This window comes from Roseomonas sp. AR75 (genome assembly GCF_005222815.1).
Lineage (GTDB): Bacteria > Pseudomonadota > Alphaproteobacteria > Acetobacterales > Acetobacteraceae > Falsiroseomonas.
In genome coordinates this window covers 785,245-800,242 of record NZ_STGB01000002.1, presented here as the reverse complement: position 1 = coordinate 800,242, position 14,998 = coordinate 785,245, and the positions used below count along the sequence as shown (strand labels likewise).

Here is a 14,998-nt window from a genome sequence, read left to right as displayed (position 1 = left end):
CGTCATGCCCGCGCTCGCCAGCCGCCTGAACGACATCGCCGTCTCGGCCTCCACCGTGATGACGGCGAAGGCGCGCGAGCTTGCTGCCCAGGGCATCAAGGTGATCAGCCTTGCCATCGGCGAGCCGGATTTCGACACGCCGCGCCATGCGATCGAGGCGGGCTACAAGGCGGCGCTCGCGGGCGACACGAAATACCCGCCGCAGGACGGCACGCCCGCGCTCAAGCAGGCAGTTCAGCGAAAGTTCAGGCGCGACAACGGCCTGGACTACGCGCTGGACGAGATCATGGTGGCCAATGGCGGCAAGCAGATCATCATGAACGCGCTGCTTTCCACCGTGGACCCTGGCGACGAGGTGGTGATCCCCGCGCCCTACTGGATCAGCTACGGCGACATGGCGAAGCTGGCGGGCGGCACGCCGGTGCCGGTCAACTGCCCCCAGAACAACGGCTTCAAGCTGCGGCCGGAGGATCTGGAGGCGGCGATCACGCCGAGGACCAAGTGGCTGTTCCTCAACTTTCCCAACAACCCCACCGGCAGCGCCTGCTCGCGTGCCGAGATGCAGGCGCTGGCCGATGTGCTGCTGCGCCACCCGCAGGTCTGGGTGCTGACCGACGACATGTACGAGCACCTCGTCTATGACGGCTTCGAGTTCTGCACGATCGCCCAGGTGGAGCCGCGGCTGAAGGACCGCGTGCTGACCGTCAACGGCGTCTCCAAGACCTATGCGATGACAGGCTGGCGCGTGGGTTTCTGCGGCGGGCCGAAGCCGCTGATCAAGGCGATGGTGAACATGCAGGGCCAGCTCACCAGCGGCATCGCCACCGTCAGCCAGGCTGCCGCCGCTGCCGCGCTGGACGGCCCGCAGGACCTCGTGGCGGAGCGCGCCGCGATCTACAAGGCGCGTCGCGACCTGGTGGTGGAGATGCTGAACCAGGCGCCGGGGGTCGCCTGCCACAAGCCCGAAGGCGCCTTCTACGTCTTCCCGAACATCGCCGGCTGCCTGGGCAAGACCAGCACCGGCGGCCGCCGCATCGCGACCGACACCGACTTCGCGCTCGCGCTGCTCGAGGAAAAGCACGTCGCGGTGGTGCAGGGCGCGGCTTATGGCATGAGCCCATATATCCGCATCTCCTACGCCACCGACACGGAGAGCCTGCGCGAGGCGTGCGCGCGCATCCAGGAGTTCTGCCGCGGGCTGGCATGACGGCAACCCTCCGACCCGGCCGCGACGCGGATGCGGATGGCTTCATTCGCCTGATCGGCGACTGCTGGGCCGAGTATCCCGGTTGCGTGCTCGACGTGGACGGCGAGGTGCCGGAGTTGCGCGCTCTGGCGACCTGGTTCGCCGGGGCCGGCGGCGCGGTCTGGGCCGCGGAGCAGGCGGGGCGGATCGTCGGCATGGCGGCGACGCGCCCGATGCAGCCCGCCGCGGAGCGGCAATACGACCGCGATGCGGCCTGGGAGATCTGCAAGGTCTATGTCGCACGCGAATGCCGCGGCACCGGCCTCGCGCATCGCCTCCTCTCCGTAGCCGAGGACCACGCCCGTGCTGCCGGCGCGGAGCGCCTGGTGCTCTGGACCGACACCCGCTTCGAGGCAGCGCACCGCTTCTACGAGAAGCGTGGCTTCGTGCGGCAGGGCTCGATCCGGATCCTCGACGACCTCTCGAAGAGCCTGGAGTTCCGCTACGCCAAGCCGCTCGTGGGGCTTGTCGTCGAAGCGCTGGACGCGGCGGCCGCCGCCAGCGCGGAACGGCACCTGGCGGCGCTGCTCGTCGCCTGTGTCGCAGATGGCGCGAGCCTCACCTGGCTGCCGCCGCTCGCCGCTTCCGAGGCGCGCGCCTATTGGAAGCAGGTCTCCTCGCAGGTCGCGCTCGGCAAGGCCGTGCTGCTGGTGGCCTGGCTGGATGGCGCGCTCGTCGGTACCGTGCAGCTCGGCCTCGACACGCCGCAGAACGCGCCGCATCGCGCGGAGGTGGAAAAACTCATGGTGGAGCCCGCCATGCGCCGCCGCGGTGTCGGACGCGCGCTGATGCGCAAGCTGGAGCAGGCGGCGCGTGGCATCGGCCGTAGCCTGCTGGTGCTGGACACGCGCACCGGCAGCCCGGCGCTGGCGCTCTACGACAGCCTGGGCTGGCAGCGTGCAGGCGTGATCCCGGGCTTCGAGCTCGGCCCGGATCGCGCGTCGGCCGATGCCGTGTTCCTGTGGAAGTCGCTCGTCTGATCCGGAAGGATACGGAAGGATGATCACCCCCGCCTGGGTGCGCGTGATGGCCGCCTACAATGCCGAGATGAACCGTCGCCTCTACACCGCGGCGGATGGCCTGACGCCGGCGCAGCGCAACGAGGATCGCGGCGCCTTCTTCGGCTCCATCCACGGCACGCTCAGCCACCTGCTCTGGGGCGACAGCACCTGGATGCATCGCTTCGCCGGCTGGCCGAGGCCGGAGGGCGGCATCGCCGGCAGCCCGCGCCTGTTCGCGGATTGGGACGCGCTGAAGGCCGCGCGCCGCGACGCCGATGCGCGGATCGAGGCCTGGGCGGCGCAGCTCGATCCCGCCTGGCTCGCCGGCACGCTGCGCTGGGTCAGCGCCGCCGCGAACCGGGAGATGACGCAGCCGGCCTCGCTGCTGGTGACGCATTTCTTCAACCACCAGACGCACCACCGGGGCCAGGTTCATGCGCTGCTGACCGGCTTCGGCGCCAGGACAGGCGACACCGACCTGCCCTTCATCCTCGATCCCGCGGTGCTCGCCGCCGGCTGAGCTTGCTTCCCCATGCCGCCGCGCGGCATGTTGCACGGGCAAGACAAACCGGGGCGGCCGCCTTGGACGATACCGAACGCACGATGATCCGCCGCACCGCCCCGGGCCCAGCGCCCGGGGAGGATGCGATCCTGCACGTGCTGCAGGTGGAGGTGCCGCCCGAGGATCCGGCGCGCCGCGTCATCCTCGGCGAGTTGCCGATCCGCATCGGCCGCGTCACCGGCAACGACCTGGTGCTGGCGGCGCCGGAAGTGTCGCGCAGCCATTGCAGCATCGTGCTGGAAGATGGGCGCGCTATCGTCAACGATCTCGGCTCGACCAACGGCACCCATGTCAACGATCAGCGCCTGACGGCACCGACCCCGCTGGAGGAAGGCGCGCGGCTGCGAATCGGCCCCTTCGTCCTGGCTTATCTGCGCGGCCCTCGCCGCACGCTGGAACGTGCGGCCGAGCTGGAGCGGAATCTGGACCGCGCCGCACGCTACGTGCGCGCGCTGCTGCCCCCCGCGATCCCCGAGGGCACGGTGCGCGCCGCCTGGCGCTTCGAGCCTTCCGTGCGCGTCGGCGGCGACGGCTTCGGCTACCGCGTGCTGCCGGATGGCCGCTTTGCCGTCTGGCTGCTGGATGCGGCCGGGCATGGCATCGATTCCGCGCTGCTGGCGGCCTCCGCAATGACCGTGCTGCGCGAAGGCGGTCCGCCCGGCGCGGAGCCCGGCGACTGTGCCGCCGTGCTGGCGGGGCTGGACACGATGTTCGATACGGAGCGGCATGACGGGCTGTTCTTCACGCTCTGGTATGGCGTGTATGATCCGCACACGCGCCGCCTGGTGCATGTCGCCGGCGGGCATCACGCGGCCTATCTCGTCACGCCCGGCGCGCCGGAACCGCTGGCGCTCGGCACGCGCAACCTGCCCGTCGGCGCCGGGCTCTGGGGTCGTGCGCCGCAGAGCGGCGAGGCGGAGATTCCGCCGGGCGCACGGCTCTACCTGTTCAGCGACGGTGCCTTCGAGACGCAGCGCCCGGACGGCAAGCAGAATGCGCTCGCCGATTTCCTGCCGGTGCTGCACGCACCGCCGGTGCCCGGCGTGCCGGAACCGGAGCGCCTGCTGGAAGCGGCGCGCGTGCTGGCCGGGGGCGCGGAGTTCGACGACGACGTCTCGATCCTGGTGCTGGATTTCGACTAGCCTTCGAGGAAGCCGTCCAGGGCAGCAAGCACCTCATCCGGCGCCTCTTCCGGCAGGTAGTGGCCGGAATTTACCGCCCCGCCGGTGACGGGGCCGTCGGCATAGCCGCGCCATACCTCCAGCGGCTCGTACCATTCGGCGACCTTGCCCTTCGCGCCCCACAGCGCCAGCAGCGGACAGGCCACGCGCCGGCCGGCGGCGCGGCTGGCGCGGTCATGCTCCAGGTCAATGCTCGTGGCGGCGCGGTAGTCCTCGCAGATCGCCTCCACCGTGCCGGGTCTGTGCAGCGCGGCCAGGTAGTCGGCGCGCGCCGCCGGATGGAAGAAGCCGCGGTCCTTCGGCTCGCGCGAGGTCTGGATGTCGAACCAGTCCTCCACATCGCGCAGGATCATGCGCTCGGGCTTCGGGTGCGGCTGGGCCAGGAAGAACCAGTGATAGTACCCCATGGCGAAGGCCATGTCGGTCTTCTCGAAGTGATGCAGCGTCGGCACGATGTCCATCGTGCAGAGCCGCGTGACCGCTTCCGGCGCATCCAGCGCAAGCCGATGCGCCACCCGCGCGCCGCGGTCATGCGAGACCACCTGGAACCGCTCGAAGCCGAGGCCGCGCATCAGCGCGACCATGTCCGCCGCCATCGCGCGCTTGGAATAGGCTGCATGATCGGCCGAGACCGGCGGCTTGCCGGACAGCCCGTAGCCCCGCAGGTCCGGGCAGACCACCGTGAAGCGTCGAGCGAGCACCGGCGCGACCTTGTGCCACATGACATGGGTCTGCGGGTTGCCGTGCAGCAGCAACAGCGGCGGCCCTTCGCCGCCCCGGCGCAACCGCAACTCCGCGCCATCGCCCGCGCGGCGTTCCTCGACGAAGCCTTCGAACATCACCGCCTTCCTTCCGCTGCGTCGCCAGTCTAGCCGCTGGCGCCGCGCTGTTGACCCCTTGCGCCGCGCGCCCCAGCCTCACCGTCGAGCGAGGGACAGGGAGGCGCGCATGGCGATCCGGCGCATCGGCTTCATCGGCATCGGGCGCATGGGCTGGCCGATGGCGCGACGCCTGCTGGAGGCCGGTTTCGCGGTAACGGTGCAGGATGCCGTGCCCGGCCGGGGCGCGGATTTCGTGCGCCAGCACGGCGGCGTCGCGGCGCCCGAAGCGGCGGCTGCCGCGGCGGAAGCCGATGCCGTGATTACCATGCTGCCCACCAGCAGGGAGGTGGCCGACGTCGTGGCCGCGATACGCCCGGTGCTGCGCAGCGGCGCCGTCGTGATCGAGATGTCCTCCGGCGAGCCTTCCGCCACGCGCCGCATTGCGCAGGACCTCGCGGCGCAGGGCGTCGGCCTGGTGGATGCGCCGGTGTCGGGTGGCGTGGCGCGGGCCGAGACGGGGCAACTCGCGATCATGACCGGCGGCGATCCCGCGCTGCTGGAGCGTGTCGGCCCGGCGCTTGGCGCGATGGGCACCACCATGACGCGCTGCGGCGATGTCGGCGCGGGGCAGGCGATGAAGGCGCTGAACAATTTGGTCAGCGCGGCGGGGTTCCTGGTGAGCGTGGAGGCGCTGCTGATCGGCAGCCGCTTCGGCCTGGATCCCGCGGTGATGGTGGATGTGCTCAACGCCTCCACGGGAATGAACAACTCCACGCAGAAGAAGCTGAAGCAGTTCGTGCTGTCGCGCGGCTTCGATTCCGGCTTCGGCCTGGACCTGATGGTGAAGGACCTGTCCATCGCCCTGCAGGTCGGGCGGGAGACCGCCACGCCCACGCCGCTTGCTGCGCAGACGCGCGAGCTCTGGGCCGCTGCCGCGTCTCTTCTCGGCCCGGGCCAGGACCACACGGCCGCGGCCCGCTTCGCGGAAGCGCTGGCGGCGGCGGAACTGGCCTCGCCGCAGGTGGAACGGAAGGGCTGACCGCATGTGGCAGGTCTTCGCCCTGCGCTATGCGCGCCACGATCGCACGGTGCAGGAGAACTTCCTGATGCCGGTGCCGGATGCGCATGACGCCATGCCCATCGACTACTTCGTCTGGCTGCTGCGCGGCCCGGACGGGCGCGAGGTGCTGGTGGATACCGGCTTCGACGCCGCCACCGCGGCGCGACGCGGCCGCACCATCCTCCGCCCGGTGGAGGAGTGCCTTGCGGCCTTCGGCAGTCCGGTGGAGACGATCCGCGACGTGGTGATCAGCCACCTGCATTACGACCATGCCGGCAATCTTGGCCTGTTCCCGAACGCGACCTTCCACATCCAGGACCGCGAGGTGGCCTTCGCAACGGGTCGCCACATGTGCGCCACCTGCCTGCGCGCGCCCTTCGAGGTCGAGGATGTCGTGAAGCTCGTGCGCGCGGTGTACGCCGACCGCGTCTGCTTCCACGACGGCGAAGGCGAGGTCGCGCCGGGCGTCACCCTGCATCGCGTCGGCGGCCATTCCGATGGGCTGCAGATGGTGCGCGTCGCCACAGCGCGCGGCCCGCTGGTGCTGGCGGTGGACGCCGCGCATTTCTACGCGAATGTGGAGCGCCAGAACCCGTTCCCGATCGTCTATGACCTCGGCGCGATGATCCAGGGCTGGCGCCGCGCCAGGCTGCTCGCCGGCGGCGACGAGAGCCTGGTCATTCCGGGCCACGACCCGCTCGTCCGGGCACGCTTCCCGGCGGCGGAAGGCGACGCCGAGGTGATCCGGCTCGACCTGCCGCCTGCGCGCGGCTGCTGAGCCGCCGCCCTATTCATTGGCGAAGGACCAGGCTGCCAGCGCGAGTCCGACCACGGCGAACAGCATGGACAGGCCCGGCCAGGCCGGGCGCGGGCCGCGATGATTGAAATACCAGTTGGCCGCAAAGGAGCCGAGCAGCATCGCCACGCCGTCCGACCAGTGGCTGAAGGCGAAGGCGCGCATCACCAGCGCGCCCCAGGCGATGAGCGACGCATAGGACAGCACGCGCCAGGCGAGGTCGGACAAGGGGCTAGCCGGCCGCATGCGCGGATCGGCCGAGCGCGTATGGATGTAGGCGGCGACCGAGCAGAGCAGCGCGGCGAGGAAGGCGGCGGACATGCCGCGGCATTACGGCGTTCCGCGCCCTGCCCGCAAGCCGCTCAGGCCGGTCGGCCGCCCAGCAGCAGGCGCAGGCCGAGCGCCAGGAACAGCAGCCCCGCCAGCCCATCCAGCCAGCGTGCGAAGCGCGAGAGCCGCGCGGCGGCGCGATCCGCGCCCGCGATCAGCAGGCCATAGGCCGGCAGCGACATCAGCGGCACCAGCGGGCCGAGCAGCGCCATCTGCAGCCAGGCCGGCGCTCGGGCGGGATCGACGAATTGCGGCAGGAAGGCCAGGAAGAACAGGATCACCTTCGGGTTGGTGAGGTTGGTCACCAGCCCATCCCGGAACGCCGCGCGGGCCGGCGTGGCCGGCCGTAGCGTTCTGGCGCCCTGCGCGGCTGCCCTCAGCGCACCCCAGGCCAGCCACAGCAGATAGAGCGCGCCCGCGATGCGCAGCGCATCGAACAGGGCGGGCGAGGCCGCCAGCAGCGCGGCCACGCCAGACGCGGCGAGCGCGATATGCACCGTCGCCCCGGTCACGATCCCGAACATCGCCGCCCAGCCCCGCCGCGCCCCGCCGGCGAGGGTCTGGCCGATCACGAACAGCATGTCCGGCCCCGGCGTGAGGATCAGCACCCAGGCGGCCAGGAGGAAGGCGAGCAAGAGATGCGGGTCGAGCGGCATGGCGCGAAGCTGCGCCACCGTCGAAGTCGGAGGACACGAATAGGATTGATGCCGCCGATGACGGGACATGATAGCTGTCTGCCCTGCATTTCAGACTGGGGCGCTTTCCCTTGCGATTCTGCCTCGCCTGGTTCCGGCATCGGCCGGGTCCGAGCCTCCTGACGCTTGGCGCGCTGCTCGCAACGGCGGTGTGCATCGCCGTCCTGGCCGTCGGCCTGCGCCTTTCCACTCCACGCACGGCGTCGGCCGGCGCACCCCCAGCAGGGCTGGCAGGCGCGGAGGTGATCGAGATCGCGTCGCAGTCCGGCTCCGTGCTGCGCGGCTGGTGGCTCGCTGCTGCCCAGCCCGGGCGCGGTTCCGTGGTGCTGCTGCATGGCGTCTGGGAGAGCCGCCGACGGATGGTGCCGCGCGCCGTTTTCCTGCACGGGCAGGGCTTTGGCGTGCTGCTGATCGATCTGCAGGCACACGGGGAAAGCACGGGCCGGCGCATCACCTTCGGGAAGCTGGAATCGCTGGATGCGGCCACGGCCGTGAGCTTCGTCAGGATGCGGGCGCCGGCCGAGCGAGTGGGCGTGATTGGCGTCTCGCTGGGCGGCGCGGCGACATTGCTCGGGCCGGATCCGCTCGACGTGGCCGCCATCGTGCTGGAGTCGGTCTATCCGGACATCAATGCCGCCCTGGCGAACCGCCTGCGTGCCGGTCTCGGGCCAACTGCAGGCCCGGTGCTCACGCCGGTGCTGTCGCCGCTATTCACCTGGCTGCTACCGCCCGTGCTGGGCGTCGCACCCGCCGAGCTGCGGCCGATCGAACGCATCCAGGCTGTGCGGGCTCCCTTGCTTGTCCTGTCGGGCGTGCAGGACGACCGCACCACGATCGCGGAATCCCGCGCGCTGTTCGCCCGCGCGCCGGAGCCGAAGCAGTTCCTCGCTGTTGCGGGCGCCGCCCATGTCGACCTGGAGCAGCACGATCCCGGGGGCTACTGGCGTGTCGTCCTCCCGTTTCTCGAGGAGCATCTCTCGGCGCCGTGACGCGCTCTGTGGCATCGAAATCGTCGATGGCGTGGTGGCTCAACCGAGCCCCGCCATCTCCCGCCACTGCGCCTCGCTCAGCGTGGCCACGCCCAGCTCCGCCGCCTTCGTCGCCTTGCTGCCGGCGTCGGCGCCGACCACGACGAAATCCGTCTTCTTCGAGACGCTCTTCGTCACCTTCGCGCCGAGCCGTTCCGCCTGCGCCTCCGCCTCGTCGCGGCTCATCGTCTCCAGCGTGCCGGTGAAGACCACGACCTTGCCGGCGAAGGGGCTGTCCGCGGCGGCGACGATCTCCGCATCCTCCGGCGTCACCTCGCGCGCCAGGTCGTCCAATGCGTCCCGGTTGTGCGGCTCGAGGAAGAACTCGGCGAGTTCCGTCGCGATGGCCGGGCCGATGCCCTGGATCGAGCCCAGCTCCTCCCGCGCCTCGCTGCCGGTCTTCGTCGCGGCCAGCATCTTGGCGCGCCACTCCTCCAGCGAGTGATAGTGCCGCGCCAGCAGCTTCGCGTTGGATTCGCCGATGCGACGGATGCCCAGCGCGAAGATGAAGCGTTCCAGCGGCACGCGGCGCCGCGCCTCGATCGCGTTCAGCAGGTTGCCGATCTTCCGCTCGCCCCAGCCCTCCCAGGATCGCAGCGTCGCGACATGGCGGCTCAGGCGGAAGATGTCGGCGGGGCTCTTCACCAGCCCTTCGTCATGCAGCTTGTGGATGTTCTCCTCGCCGAGGCCCTCGATATCCATGGCGTTCCGGCGGGTGAAGTGGATCAGCCGCTCCACCGTCTGCGCGGCGCAGGTCAGGCCGCCGGTGCAGCGGCGCACCACCTCGCCTTCGGGGCGGATCGCGTGGCTGCCGCAGACCGGGCAGTGGTCGGGGAAGACGAAGGGCTTCGCGCCCTTCGGACGCTTCTCCAGTACCACGCCGACGACCTGCGGGATCACGTCGCCGGCGCGCTGCACGATGATGGTGTCGCCGATGCGCACATCCTTGCGCGCGATCTCGTCCTCGTTGTGCAGCGTGGCGTGCGTCACCATCACGCCGCCGACGCCCACCGGCTCCATCACCGCGCGCGGCGTCAGCGCGCCGGTGCGGCCCACCTGGATCTCGATGTCGCGCAGCACGGTGGTGGCTTGCTCCGCCGGGAATTTCCAGGCGATCGCCCAGCGCGGCGCACGACCCACGAAGCCGAGCCGCGCCTGCCAGTCCAGCCGGTCCAGCTTGTACACCACGCCGTCGATGTCGTAGGCGAGCGAGGCGCGGTCCTCCGTCATGCGCTGCTGGAAGCCGGGAGCGTCCTCTGCGCTCAGTTGCCGCGACAGCGGGTTCACCACGAAGCCCCAGCGGCGCAGCTTCTCCAGCCAATGCCAATGCGTGTCCGTCGGCTGCTCGCTCGCTTCGCCCATGGCGTAGGCAAACAGCTTCAGCGGGCGTTGGGCGGTGATGGCGGGATCGAGCTGGCGCAGCGCGCCGGCGGCGAAGTTCCGCGGGTTCACCGGGATGGTGATGGCGGGCCCGACCTTCTCGCCGCGCTCGCGCCGCGCCTCGCGTTCCGCCGCGGCCTGTTGCTGCGCGGCCCGGAATGCAAGGAAATCGGCCTTCTCGCAGAACACCTCGCCGCGGATCTCGATGCGCGCGGGCGCCTTGCCTTTCAGCTTGCGCGGCAGGTCCTTCAGGGTGAGCAGGTTCTGCGTGATGTCCTCGCCGACCGTGCCGTCGCCCCGTGTCGCGCCGCGCACGAAAACGCCATCCTCGTAGAGCAGGTTGACCGAGAGCCCGTCGATCTTCGGCTCCGCCACGAAATCGAGCGTCGTCTCGGCGTCAAGCTTCAGGAAGCGCCGGATGGAGGCGATGAAGGCCAGGAAGTCCGCCTCGCCGAAGCCGTTGTCCAGGCTGAGCATCGGCACGCCGTGCCGCGCCTTCGCGAAGCCCTCCGCCGCTTCCGCGCCGACGCGGCGGCTCGGGCTGTCCTCCCGCACGAGTTCGGGGAAGCGCGCCTCGATCGCGCGGTTGCGGCGGACCAGCGCGTCATAGGCGGCGTCCGTGATCTCCGGCGCGTCCTTGGCGTGGTAGAGTTCGTCGTGATGCGCGATCTCGGTTGCCAGCGCGGCGAGTTCCTGCTGCGCCTCCTCCTCGGTCAGCGCCTCCACCTTGCGGGCGCGGAGCGTGGCGTCGGTCATCGGCTCGCCTCCGTGGCCAGGCGCGCGAGCGCGTCGCCCACGATGAGCTCGCCGCTAAACATCCCTTCGCTGCTGGCGCCGATGGAGCGGTAGAACAGCGTCGCCTCATCGTCGCCGGCATCCACGCCCCACCACAGGCAGCGGGCGCCCGCGCGCAGCGCCTCATCGGCGAGCGCCGCCATCAGCCCACGCGCCAGGCCGCGGCGGCGATGCTCCGGCGCGACATAGAGATCGAGCAGCATCATCGCCCAGGCGCAGCGCTCCGCGTCGTAGACCAGGCCCGCGGTCGCGAAGCCGACCACGGCGCCGTCGCGCTCCGCCACGCGCAGCAGCGCCTTGGGCTGCGCGCAGACCAGGTCGCGCCGCACGATCGCCGCTGTCATGCGCACGGGCGCGCCGGGGCCGAGTTCGTTGATGGCGTTGATCAGCGCGGCGACGGTCTCGGCGTCGCCGGCGCGCGCCGCGCGGATCACAGCAGGCTGCCCGCCAGCAGGCTGTCCGCCGCAGCGCGCGCCGCCTCCGTCACGCGCTCGCCGGCGAGCATGCGGGCGATCTCCTCGCGGCGCGCGGGCGCATCCAGCGGCAGCACGCGCGTCTCCGCGCGCCCGCCCTTCACCTGCTTGGCGACAGACAGGTGCCGGGCGCCACGCGCCGCGACCTGCGGGGAATGCGTCACCACCAGCACCTGCAGGCGTTCGGCCACGCGGGCCAGCCGGTCGCCGACCGCCGCGGCCGTCGCGCCGCCGATGCCGCTGTCCACCTCGTCGAAGACCAGCGTCGGCACCGGCGATCCGCGTGCCAGCACCACCTTCAGCGCGAGCATGAGGCGCGAAAGCTCGCCGCCCGAGGCCACCTTGTCCAGCGCCCCCGGCGCCTGGCCGGGATTGGTCGAGACCAGGAAGGTCACGCGGTCGGCCCCATCCGGCCCCCAGCCGGCCTCAGGCTTCGCCGCGACCTCCACCACCAGCCGTGCGCGGTCCAGCTTGAGCGGCGGCAACTCCCGCGCCAGTGCTTTCTCCAGCTTGCCCGCGGCCTCGGTACGCGCGGCCGTCAGGCGGCCGGCGGTTTCGACATAGGCCGCGCGCGCGGCTGCCGCGGCCTTCTCCGCCGCGGCGACGCGATCCGTGCCGGCATCCAGCGCCGCCAGCCGTGCCCTCAGCGTGGCGAGCAGCGCCGGCAACTCCACCACCGGCACCAGGTGCTTGCGCGCGGCAGCGCGCAGCGCAAACAGCCGCTCCTCCACCTGTTCCAGCCGGCGCGGATCGGGACCGGACTCATGCGCCAGTCGTTCCATCGCCGTCTCGGCTTCGGCCAGCGCATCCAGCGCGCGGCCCAGCGCTTCCAGCGCGGGTTCGGATTCGGTGTTCGGTGCCGGCAGGCGCTCCAGCGCCCGCACCGCGCTACGCAGCGCCACGGCCGGATTGGCGGCGCGCCGGTCGCGCGGCGCGAGGGCGGAGAGCGCCTCCGCAATGGCTTCGCTCCGCCGTTCGCCCTGCTGCAGCTTCTGGCGCTCGGCGGCGAGCGAATCCTCCTCGCCCTCCTCCGGTGACAGTTCCTCAAGCTCGGCGACCGCGTGGCGCAGGAACTCCTCGTCGCGCTGTGCCGCCGCGATCTCCTCCCGCGCCGCGGCCAGCGCCTGGGCGGCGGCGCGCCAGGCGCGATGCGCCTCCGCGACTTGTCCCCGGAGCTTGTCCAGGCCGCCCGCCGCGTCGAGCAGCCCGGCGTGGGCGGCCGGATCGGCCAGCCCCACCTGCTCGTGCTGGCCCTGCACCTCGACCAGCAGAGCGCCCAGGCGCCGCAGCAGGGTCAGCCCCACCGGCTGATCGTTGGCGAAGGCGCGGGAGCGGCCATCCGCGGTGACGACGCGGCGCAGCACCAGCTCGTCCTCGGCCTCAATCCCCTGTTCGCCGAGCAGCGCGCGGGCCGGGTGGTCATCCGTCACGCTGAACGCCGCGGCGACGGAGGCCTGCGGCTGTCCGGCGCGCACCAGGCCGCTCTCGGCGCGTGCGCCGAGCGCCAGCCCCAGGCTGTCCAGCAGGATGGACTTGCCGGCGCCGGTCTCGCCGGTCAGCACCGTCAGTCCCGGACCGAAGCTCAGGTCCAGGCGCTCGATCAGCACCACGTCGCGGATGGCGAGCGAGGTCAGCACGGCCCGCTGCGCCTCCGCCGGTTCAGAAGATGCTGCCGATGTTCCGCCGCCACCAGCCCGGACGGTCCTGGCCGTTGTCGTCCTGCACCAGCAGCGAATAGCTGTCCTGGTACCATTCGCTGCCGGGGTAGTTGTAGCCCAGCACCGAGGCGGTGCGCCGCGCCTCCTCCGTCAGGCCGAGCGTCAGGTAGATCTCGGTCAGGCGGTGCAGCGCTTCCGGCACGTGATTGGTGGTCTGATACTCCTCCACCACCCGGCGGAAGCGGCCGATCGCGGAGAGGAAGAGCCGGCGGTTCTGATAGAACCGGCCCACCACCATCTCGTGACCGGCGAGATGATCCCGCGCCAGGTCCATCTTGAGCCGCGCATCGCGGGCATAGGGCGTGTTCGGGAATCGGTTGATCACGTCCTGCAGCGCGACCATCGCCTGCTCCGTCGTGCGCTGGTCGCGCTGCACGTCGTTGATCTGCTCGTAGAGGCTCAAGGCGCGCAGGTAATAGGCGTAGGCGATGTCGCGATGCGCCGGATGCAGCTGGATGAAGCGGTCCAGCGCGCCGATGGCCTCTGTGTAGCGATTGCGCATGTACTCGCTGTAGGCCGCCATCAGCTTGGCGTTGGTCGCGAAGGCCGAATAGGGATGCTCGCGCTCGACCGTGTCGAAATACTGCACGGCACGGGCATGCTGCTCGTTGTTCAGCGCCTCCATGCCGGCGGCAAACAGGCCCTCCGGCGAGTTGTCGCCGCCGCTTTGCGTGTTGAGCGCGTCCTGGCGTCCATCCCAGGCACTGCAGGCTGCGATCGGCAGCGCAAGCACCAGGATCATCAGCAGGCGACGAAACATCGGAGGGAAGGACCGCATGGGCGGAGCTATACCACGGCGCGCGGCAGTGCGGGCAAGGCCGCCCGCCGTCAGATGATACGGTTCAGGCGATGGCGGGTGCGGCGGCGACCGGCAGGCGGCTGACGGCGGCGCCTTCGGCGCCGATGTCGCCCTCCACCAGGCGCCAGGCGCCGGCATCCGCGAACAGGGTGCGGAGCAGCCGGTTGTTCAGCGCATGGCCCGAACGATGGCCAACGAAGCGGCCGGACAGCGCGGCGCCGGCCAGGGCCAGGTCGCCCACGACGTCCAGCAGCTTGTGCCGCACGAACTCGTCCGGGCGACGCAGGCCGCCGGGGTTCAGCACCAGCGGCCCGTCCACCACCACGGCATTGGAAAGGCTGCCGCCCTGCGCCAGCCCGGCGGCGCGCAGCCGCGCGATCTCCTCGGCGAGCGTGAAGGTGCGGGCATCCGCGAGCGCTCCGCGGAAGCTCGCCGGCGTTAGCCGCAGCGACAGTTGCTGCCGGCCGATCACGGTGGCAGGGAACTCGATGGTGAGCGTCGCCTCGAAGCCGGGCGTGCCGGTGGGGTGCAGTTCGGCAAAGGCCTCGCCATCCGCGACGCGGACGGGGCGCAGCACCTCGATCACTGGCGCCGGCAGGTTCAGGGCGGTGGTGCCCGCGCAGTCGATCAGGAAGACGAAGGGCGCGGCGGAACCGTCGAGGATCGGCACTTCCGGCCCGTCCAGTTCGACGATGGCATCAGTGACGCCGGTGCCGGCCAGGGCGGCCATCACGTGCTCGACCGTGCCGATCCGCGCCTGCGGCGCATCCGCCGCCACCAGCGCGGTGCAGAGACGGGTATCCACCACGCGGTCGAAGCGCGCGGGGATCTCCACGCCGAGATCGGTCCGCCGGAACAGGATGCCGGTGCCGGCCGCCGCCGGGCGAAGCACCAGCGTGACGCGCCGGCCGCTGTGCAGCCCGACGCCCACGCAGTGAATCGCCGTCTTCAGCGTCCGCCTGCTGGCCCTGTCGATGGTGAGGAAACCGTCCATTCCCGCTCCGAAACCCGTTGCGTGGCGCTGGTTCCGTTAGGGAACCGTCACACCCTGCGCAGGACGCCGAAACGCAACGTCCCAGTGACGGGATGCCACTCCCGGCACTGGGACGCCAT

15 protein-coding genes are annotated in these 14,998 nt (G+C 71.2%); 7 read left to right on the top strand and 8 right to left on the bottom strand.

The genetic code is table 11. From position 1 onward, the window contains the following. The first annotated feature begins 4 nt into the window (after positions 1–4). From E4T13_RS11705 to E4T13_RS11690, 4 genes are all read left to right on the top strand, one after another. A complete protein-coding gene (locus tag E4T13_RS11705; protein ID WP_137178429.1) occupies positions 5–1,207 on the top strand; it encodes a pyridoxal phosphate-dependent aminotransferase in 1,203 nt (400 codons plus the stop codon). Further along, entirely contained in the window at positions 1,204–2,226 is a 1,023-nt protein-coding gene (locus tag E4T13_RS11700) for a GNAT family N-acetyltransferase (protein WP_137178428.1), read from the top strand. The genes E4T13_RS11705 and E4T13_RS11700 overlap by 4 nt, the downstream gene beginning before the upstream one ends. A gap of 19 nt (positions 2,227–2,245) precedes the next feature. Continuing rightward, positions 2,246–2,767 (top strand): DinB family protein, encoded by a 522-nt coding sequence (locus tag E4T13_RS11695; protein ID WP_137178427.1) that lies wholly within the window; start codon positions 2,246–2,248, stop codon positions 2,765–2,767. 62 nt (positions 2,768–2,829) lie between these two features. Beyond that, positions 2,830–3,951, top strand: a complete 1,122-nt coding sequence (locus E4T13_RS11690; RefSeq protein WP_137178426.1) for a PP2C family protein-serine/threonine phosphatase — start codon at positions 2,830–2,832, stop codon at positions 3,949–3,951. Here E4T13_RS11690 and E4T13_RS11685 read toward each other — a convergent pair. Next, entirely contained in the window at positions 3,948–4,829 is an 882-nt protein-coding gene (locus tag E4T13_RS11685) for an alpha/beta fold hydrolase (RefSeq protein ID WP_137178425.1), read from the bottom strand. The two genes, E4T13_RS11690 and E4T13_RS11685, sit on opposite strands and share 4 nt — an antisense overlap. On the opposite strand from E4T13_RS11685, the gene E4T13_RS11680 reads away from it, so the two are divergent. Together E4T13_RS11680 and E4T13_RS11675 are read left to right on the top strand one after the other, a co-directional pair. Continuing rightward, entirely contained in the window at positions 4,711–5,850 is a 1,140-nt protein-coding gene (locus E4T13_RS11680; RefSeq protein ID WP_240791082.1) for an NAD(P)-dependent oxidoreductase, read from the top strand. The two genes, E4T13_RS11685 and E4T13_RS11680, sit on opposite strands and share 119 nt — an antisense overlap. A gap of 4 nt (positions 5,851–5,854) precedes the next feature. Continuing rightward, positions 5,855–6,649 carry an N-acyl homoserine lactonase family protein gene (locus tag E4T13_RS11675; protein ID WP_137178424.1) on the top strand — a complete coding sequence of 265 codons (795 nt, stop codon included), beginning with the start codon at positions 5,855–5,857 and terminating at the stop codon, positions 6,647–6,649. A 9-nt stretch (positions 6,650–6,658) separates the two neighbouring features. On the opposite strand, the gene E4T13_RS11670 is transcribed toward E4T13_RS11675, so the two are convergent. Then, positions 6,659–6,988 (bottom strand): multidrug DMT transporter permease, encoded by a 330-nt coding sequence (locus tag E4T13_RS11670; RefSeq protein WP_137178423.1) that lies wholly within the window; start codon positions 6,986–6,988, stop codon positions 6,659–6,661. 41 nt (positions 6,989–7,029) lie between these two features. Beyond that, positions 7,030–7,671 (bottom strand): LysE family translocator, encoded by a 642-nt coding sequence (locus E4T13_RS11665; RefSeq protein ID WP_240791081.1) that lies wholly within the window; start codon positions 7,669–7,671, stop codon positions 7,030–7,032. Positions 7,672–7,934: 263 nt separating this feature from the next. On the opposite strand from E4T13_RS11665, the gene E4T13_RS11660 reads away from it, so the two are divergent. After that, entirely contained in the window at positions 7,935–8,681 is a 747-nt protein-coding gene (locus E4T13_RS11660) for an alpha/beta hydrolase (RefSeq protein WP_170984950.1), read from the top strand. A gap of 39 nt (positions 8,682–8,720) precedes the next feature. Here E4T13_RS11660 and ligA read toward each other — a convergent pair whose 3' ends face one another. The 5 genes from ligA to lpxC all read right to left on the bottom strand — a co-directional run bounded on the left by ligA (position 8,721) and on the right by lpxC (position 14,879). After that, complete coding sequence (gene ligA, locus E4T13_RS11655; RefSeq protein ID WP_137178421.1) at positions 8,721–10,856, bottom strand: NAD-dependent DNA ligase LigA; 2,136 nt, start codon at positions 10,854–10,856, stop codon at positions 8,721–8,723. Beyond that, complete coding sequence (locus tag E4T13_RS11650) at positions 10,853–11,329, bottom strand: GNAT family N-acetyltransferase (protein ID WP_137178420.1); 477 nt, start codon at positions 11,327–11,329, stop codon at positions 10,853–10,855. The genes ligA and E4T13_RS11650 overlap by 4 nt, the downstream gene beginning before the upstream one ends. Further along, positions 11,326–13,005 (bottom strand): DNA repair protein RecN, encoded by a 1,680-nt coding sequence (gene recN, locus E4T13_RS11645; protein ID WP_137178419.1) that lies wholly within the window; start codon positions 13,003–13,005, stop codon positions 11,326–11,328. The genes E4T13_RS11650 and recN overlap by 4 nt, the downstream gene beginning before the upstream one ends. Positions 13,006–13,027: 22 nt before the next feature. After that, positions 13,028–13,864: an outer membrane protein assembly factor BamD gene (locus E4T13_RS11640; protein ID WP_137178418.1), complete on the bottom strand. Its 837-nt coding sequence runs from the start codon at positions 13,862–13,864 to the stop codon at positions 13,028–13,030. 64 nt (positions 13,865–13,928) lie between these two features. Continuing rightward, positions 13,929–14,879: a UDP-3-O-acyl-N-acetylglucosamine deacetylase gene (gene lpxC / locus E4T13_RS11635; protein WP_137178417.1), complete on the bottom strand. Its 951-nt coding sequence runs from the start codon at positions 14,877–14,879 to the stop codon at positions 13,929–13,931. Between the last annotated feature and the right edge of the window lie 119 nt (positions 14,880–14,998).

Bases quoted from the DNA above. Each gene is read 5' to 3' on its own strand.
- E4T13_RS11640 (WP_137178418.1), bottom strand. From the start codon at position 13,864: ATGCGGTCCTTCCCTCCGATGTTTCGTCGCCTGCTGATGATCCTGGTG.
- E4T13_RS11705 (WP_137178429.1), top strand. From the start codon at position 5: ATGCCCGCGCTCGCCAGCCGCCTGAACGACATCGCCGTCTCGGCCTCC.
- E4T13_RS11675 (WP_137178424.1), top strand. From the start codon at position 5,855: ATGTGGCAGGTCTTCGCCCTGCGCTATGCGCGCCACGATCGCACGGTG.
- E4T13_RS11695 (WP_137178427.1), top strand. From the start codon at position 2,246: ATGATCACCCCCGCCTGGGTGCGCGTGATGGCCGCCTACAATGCCGAG.
- ligA (WP_137178421.1), bottom strand. From the start codon at position 10,856: ATGACCGACGCCACGCTCCGCGCCCGCAAGGTGGAGGCGCTGACCGAG.
- E4T13_RS11680 (WP_240791082.1), top strand. From the start codon at position 4,711: ATGACATGGGTCTGCGGGTTGCCGTGCAGCAGCAACAGCGGCGGCCCT.
- E4T13_RS11700 (WP_137178428.1), top strand. From the start codon at position 1,204: ATGACGGCAACCCTCCGACCCGGCCGCGACGCGGATGCGGATGGCTTC.
- E4T13_RS11670 (WP_137178423.1), bottom strand. From the start codon at position 6,988: ATGTCCGCCGCCTTCCTCGCCGCGCTGCTCTGCTCGGTCGCCGCCTAC.
- E4T13_RS11685 (WP_137178425.1), bottom strand. From the start codon at position 4,829: ATGTTCGAAGGCTTCGTCGAGGAACGCCGCGCGGGCGATGGCGCGGAG.
- lpxC (WP_137178417.1), bottom strand. From the start codon at position 14,879: ATGGACGGTTTCCTCACCATCGACAGGGCCAGCAGGCGGACGCTGAAG.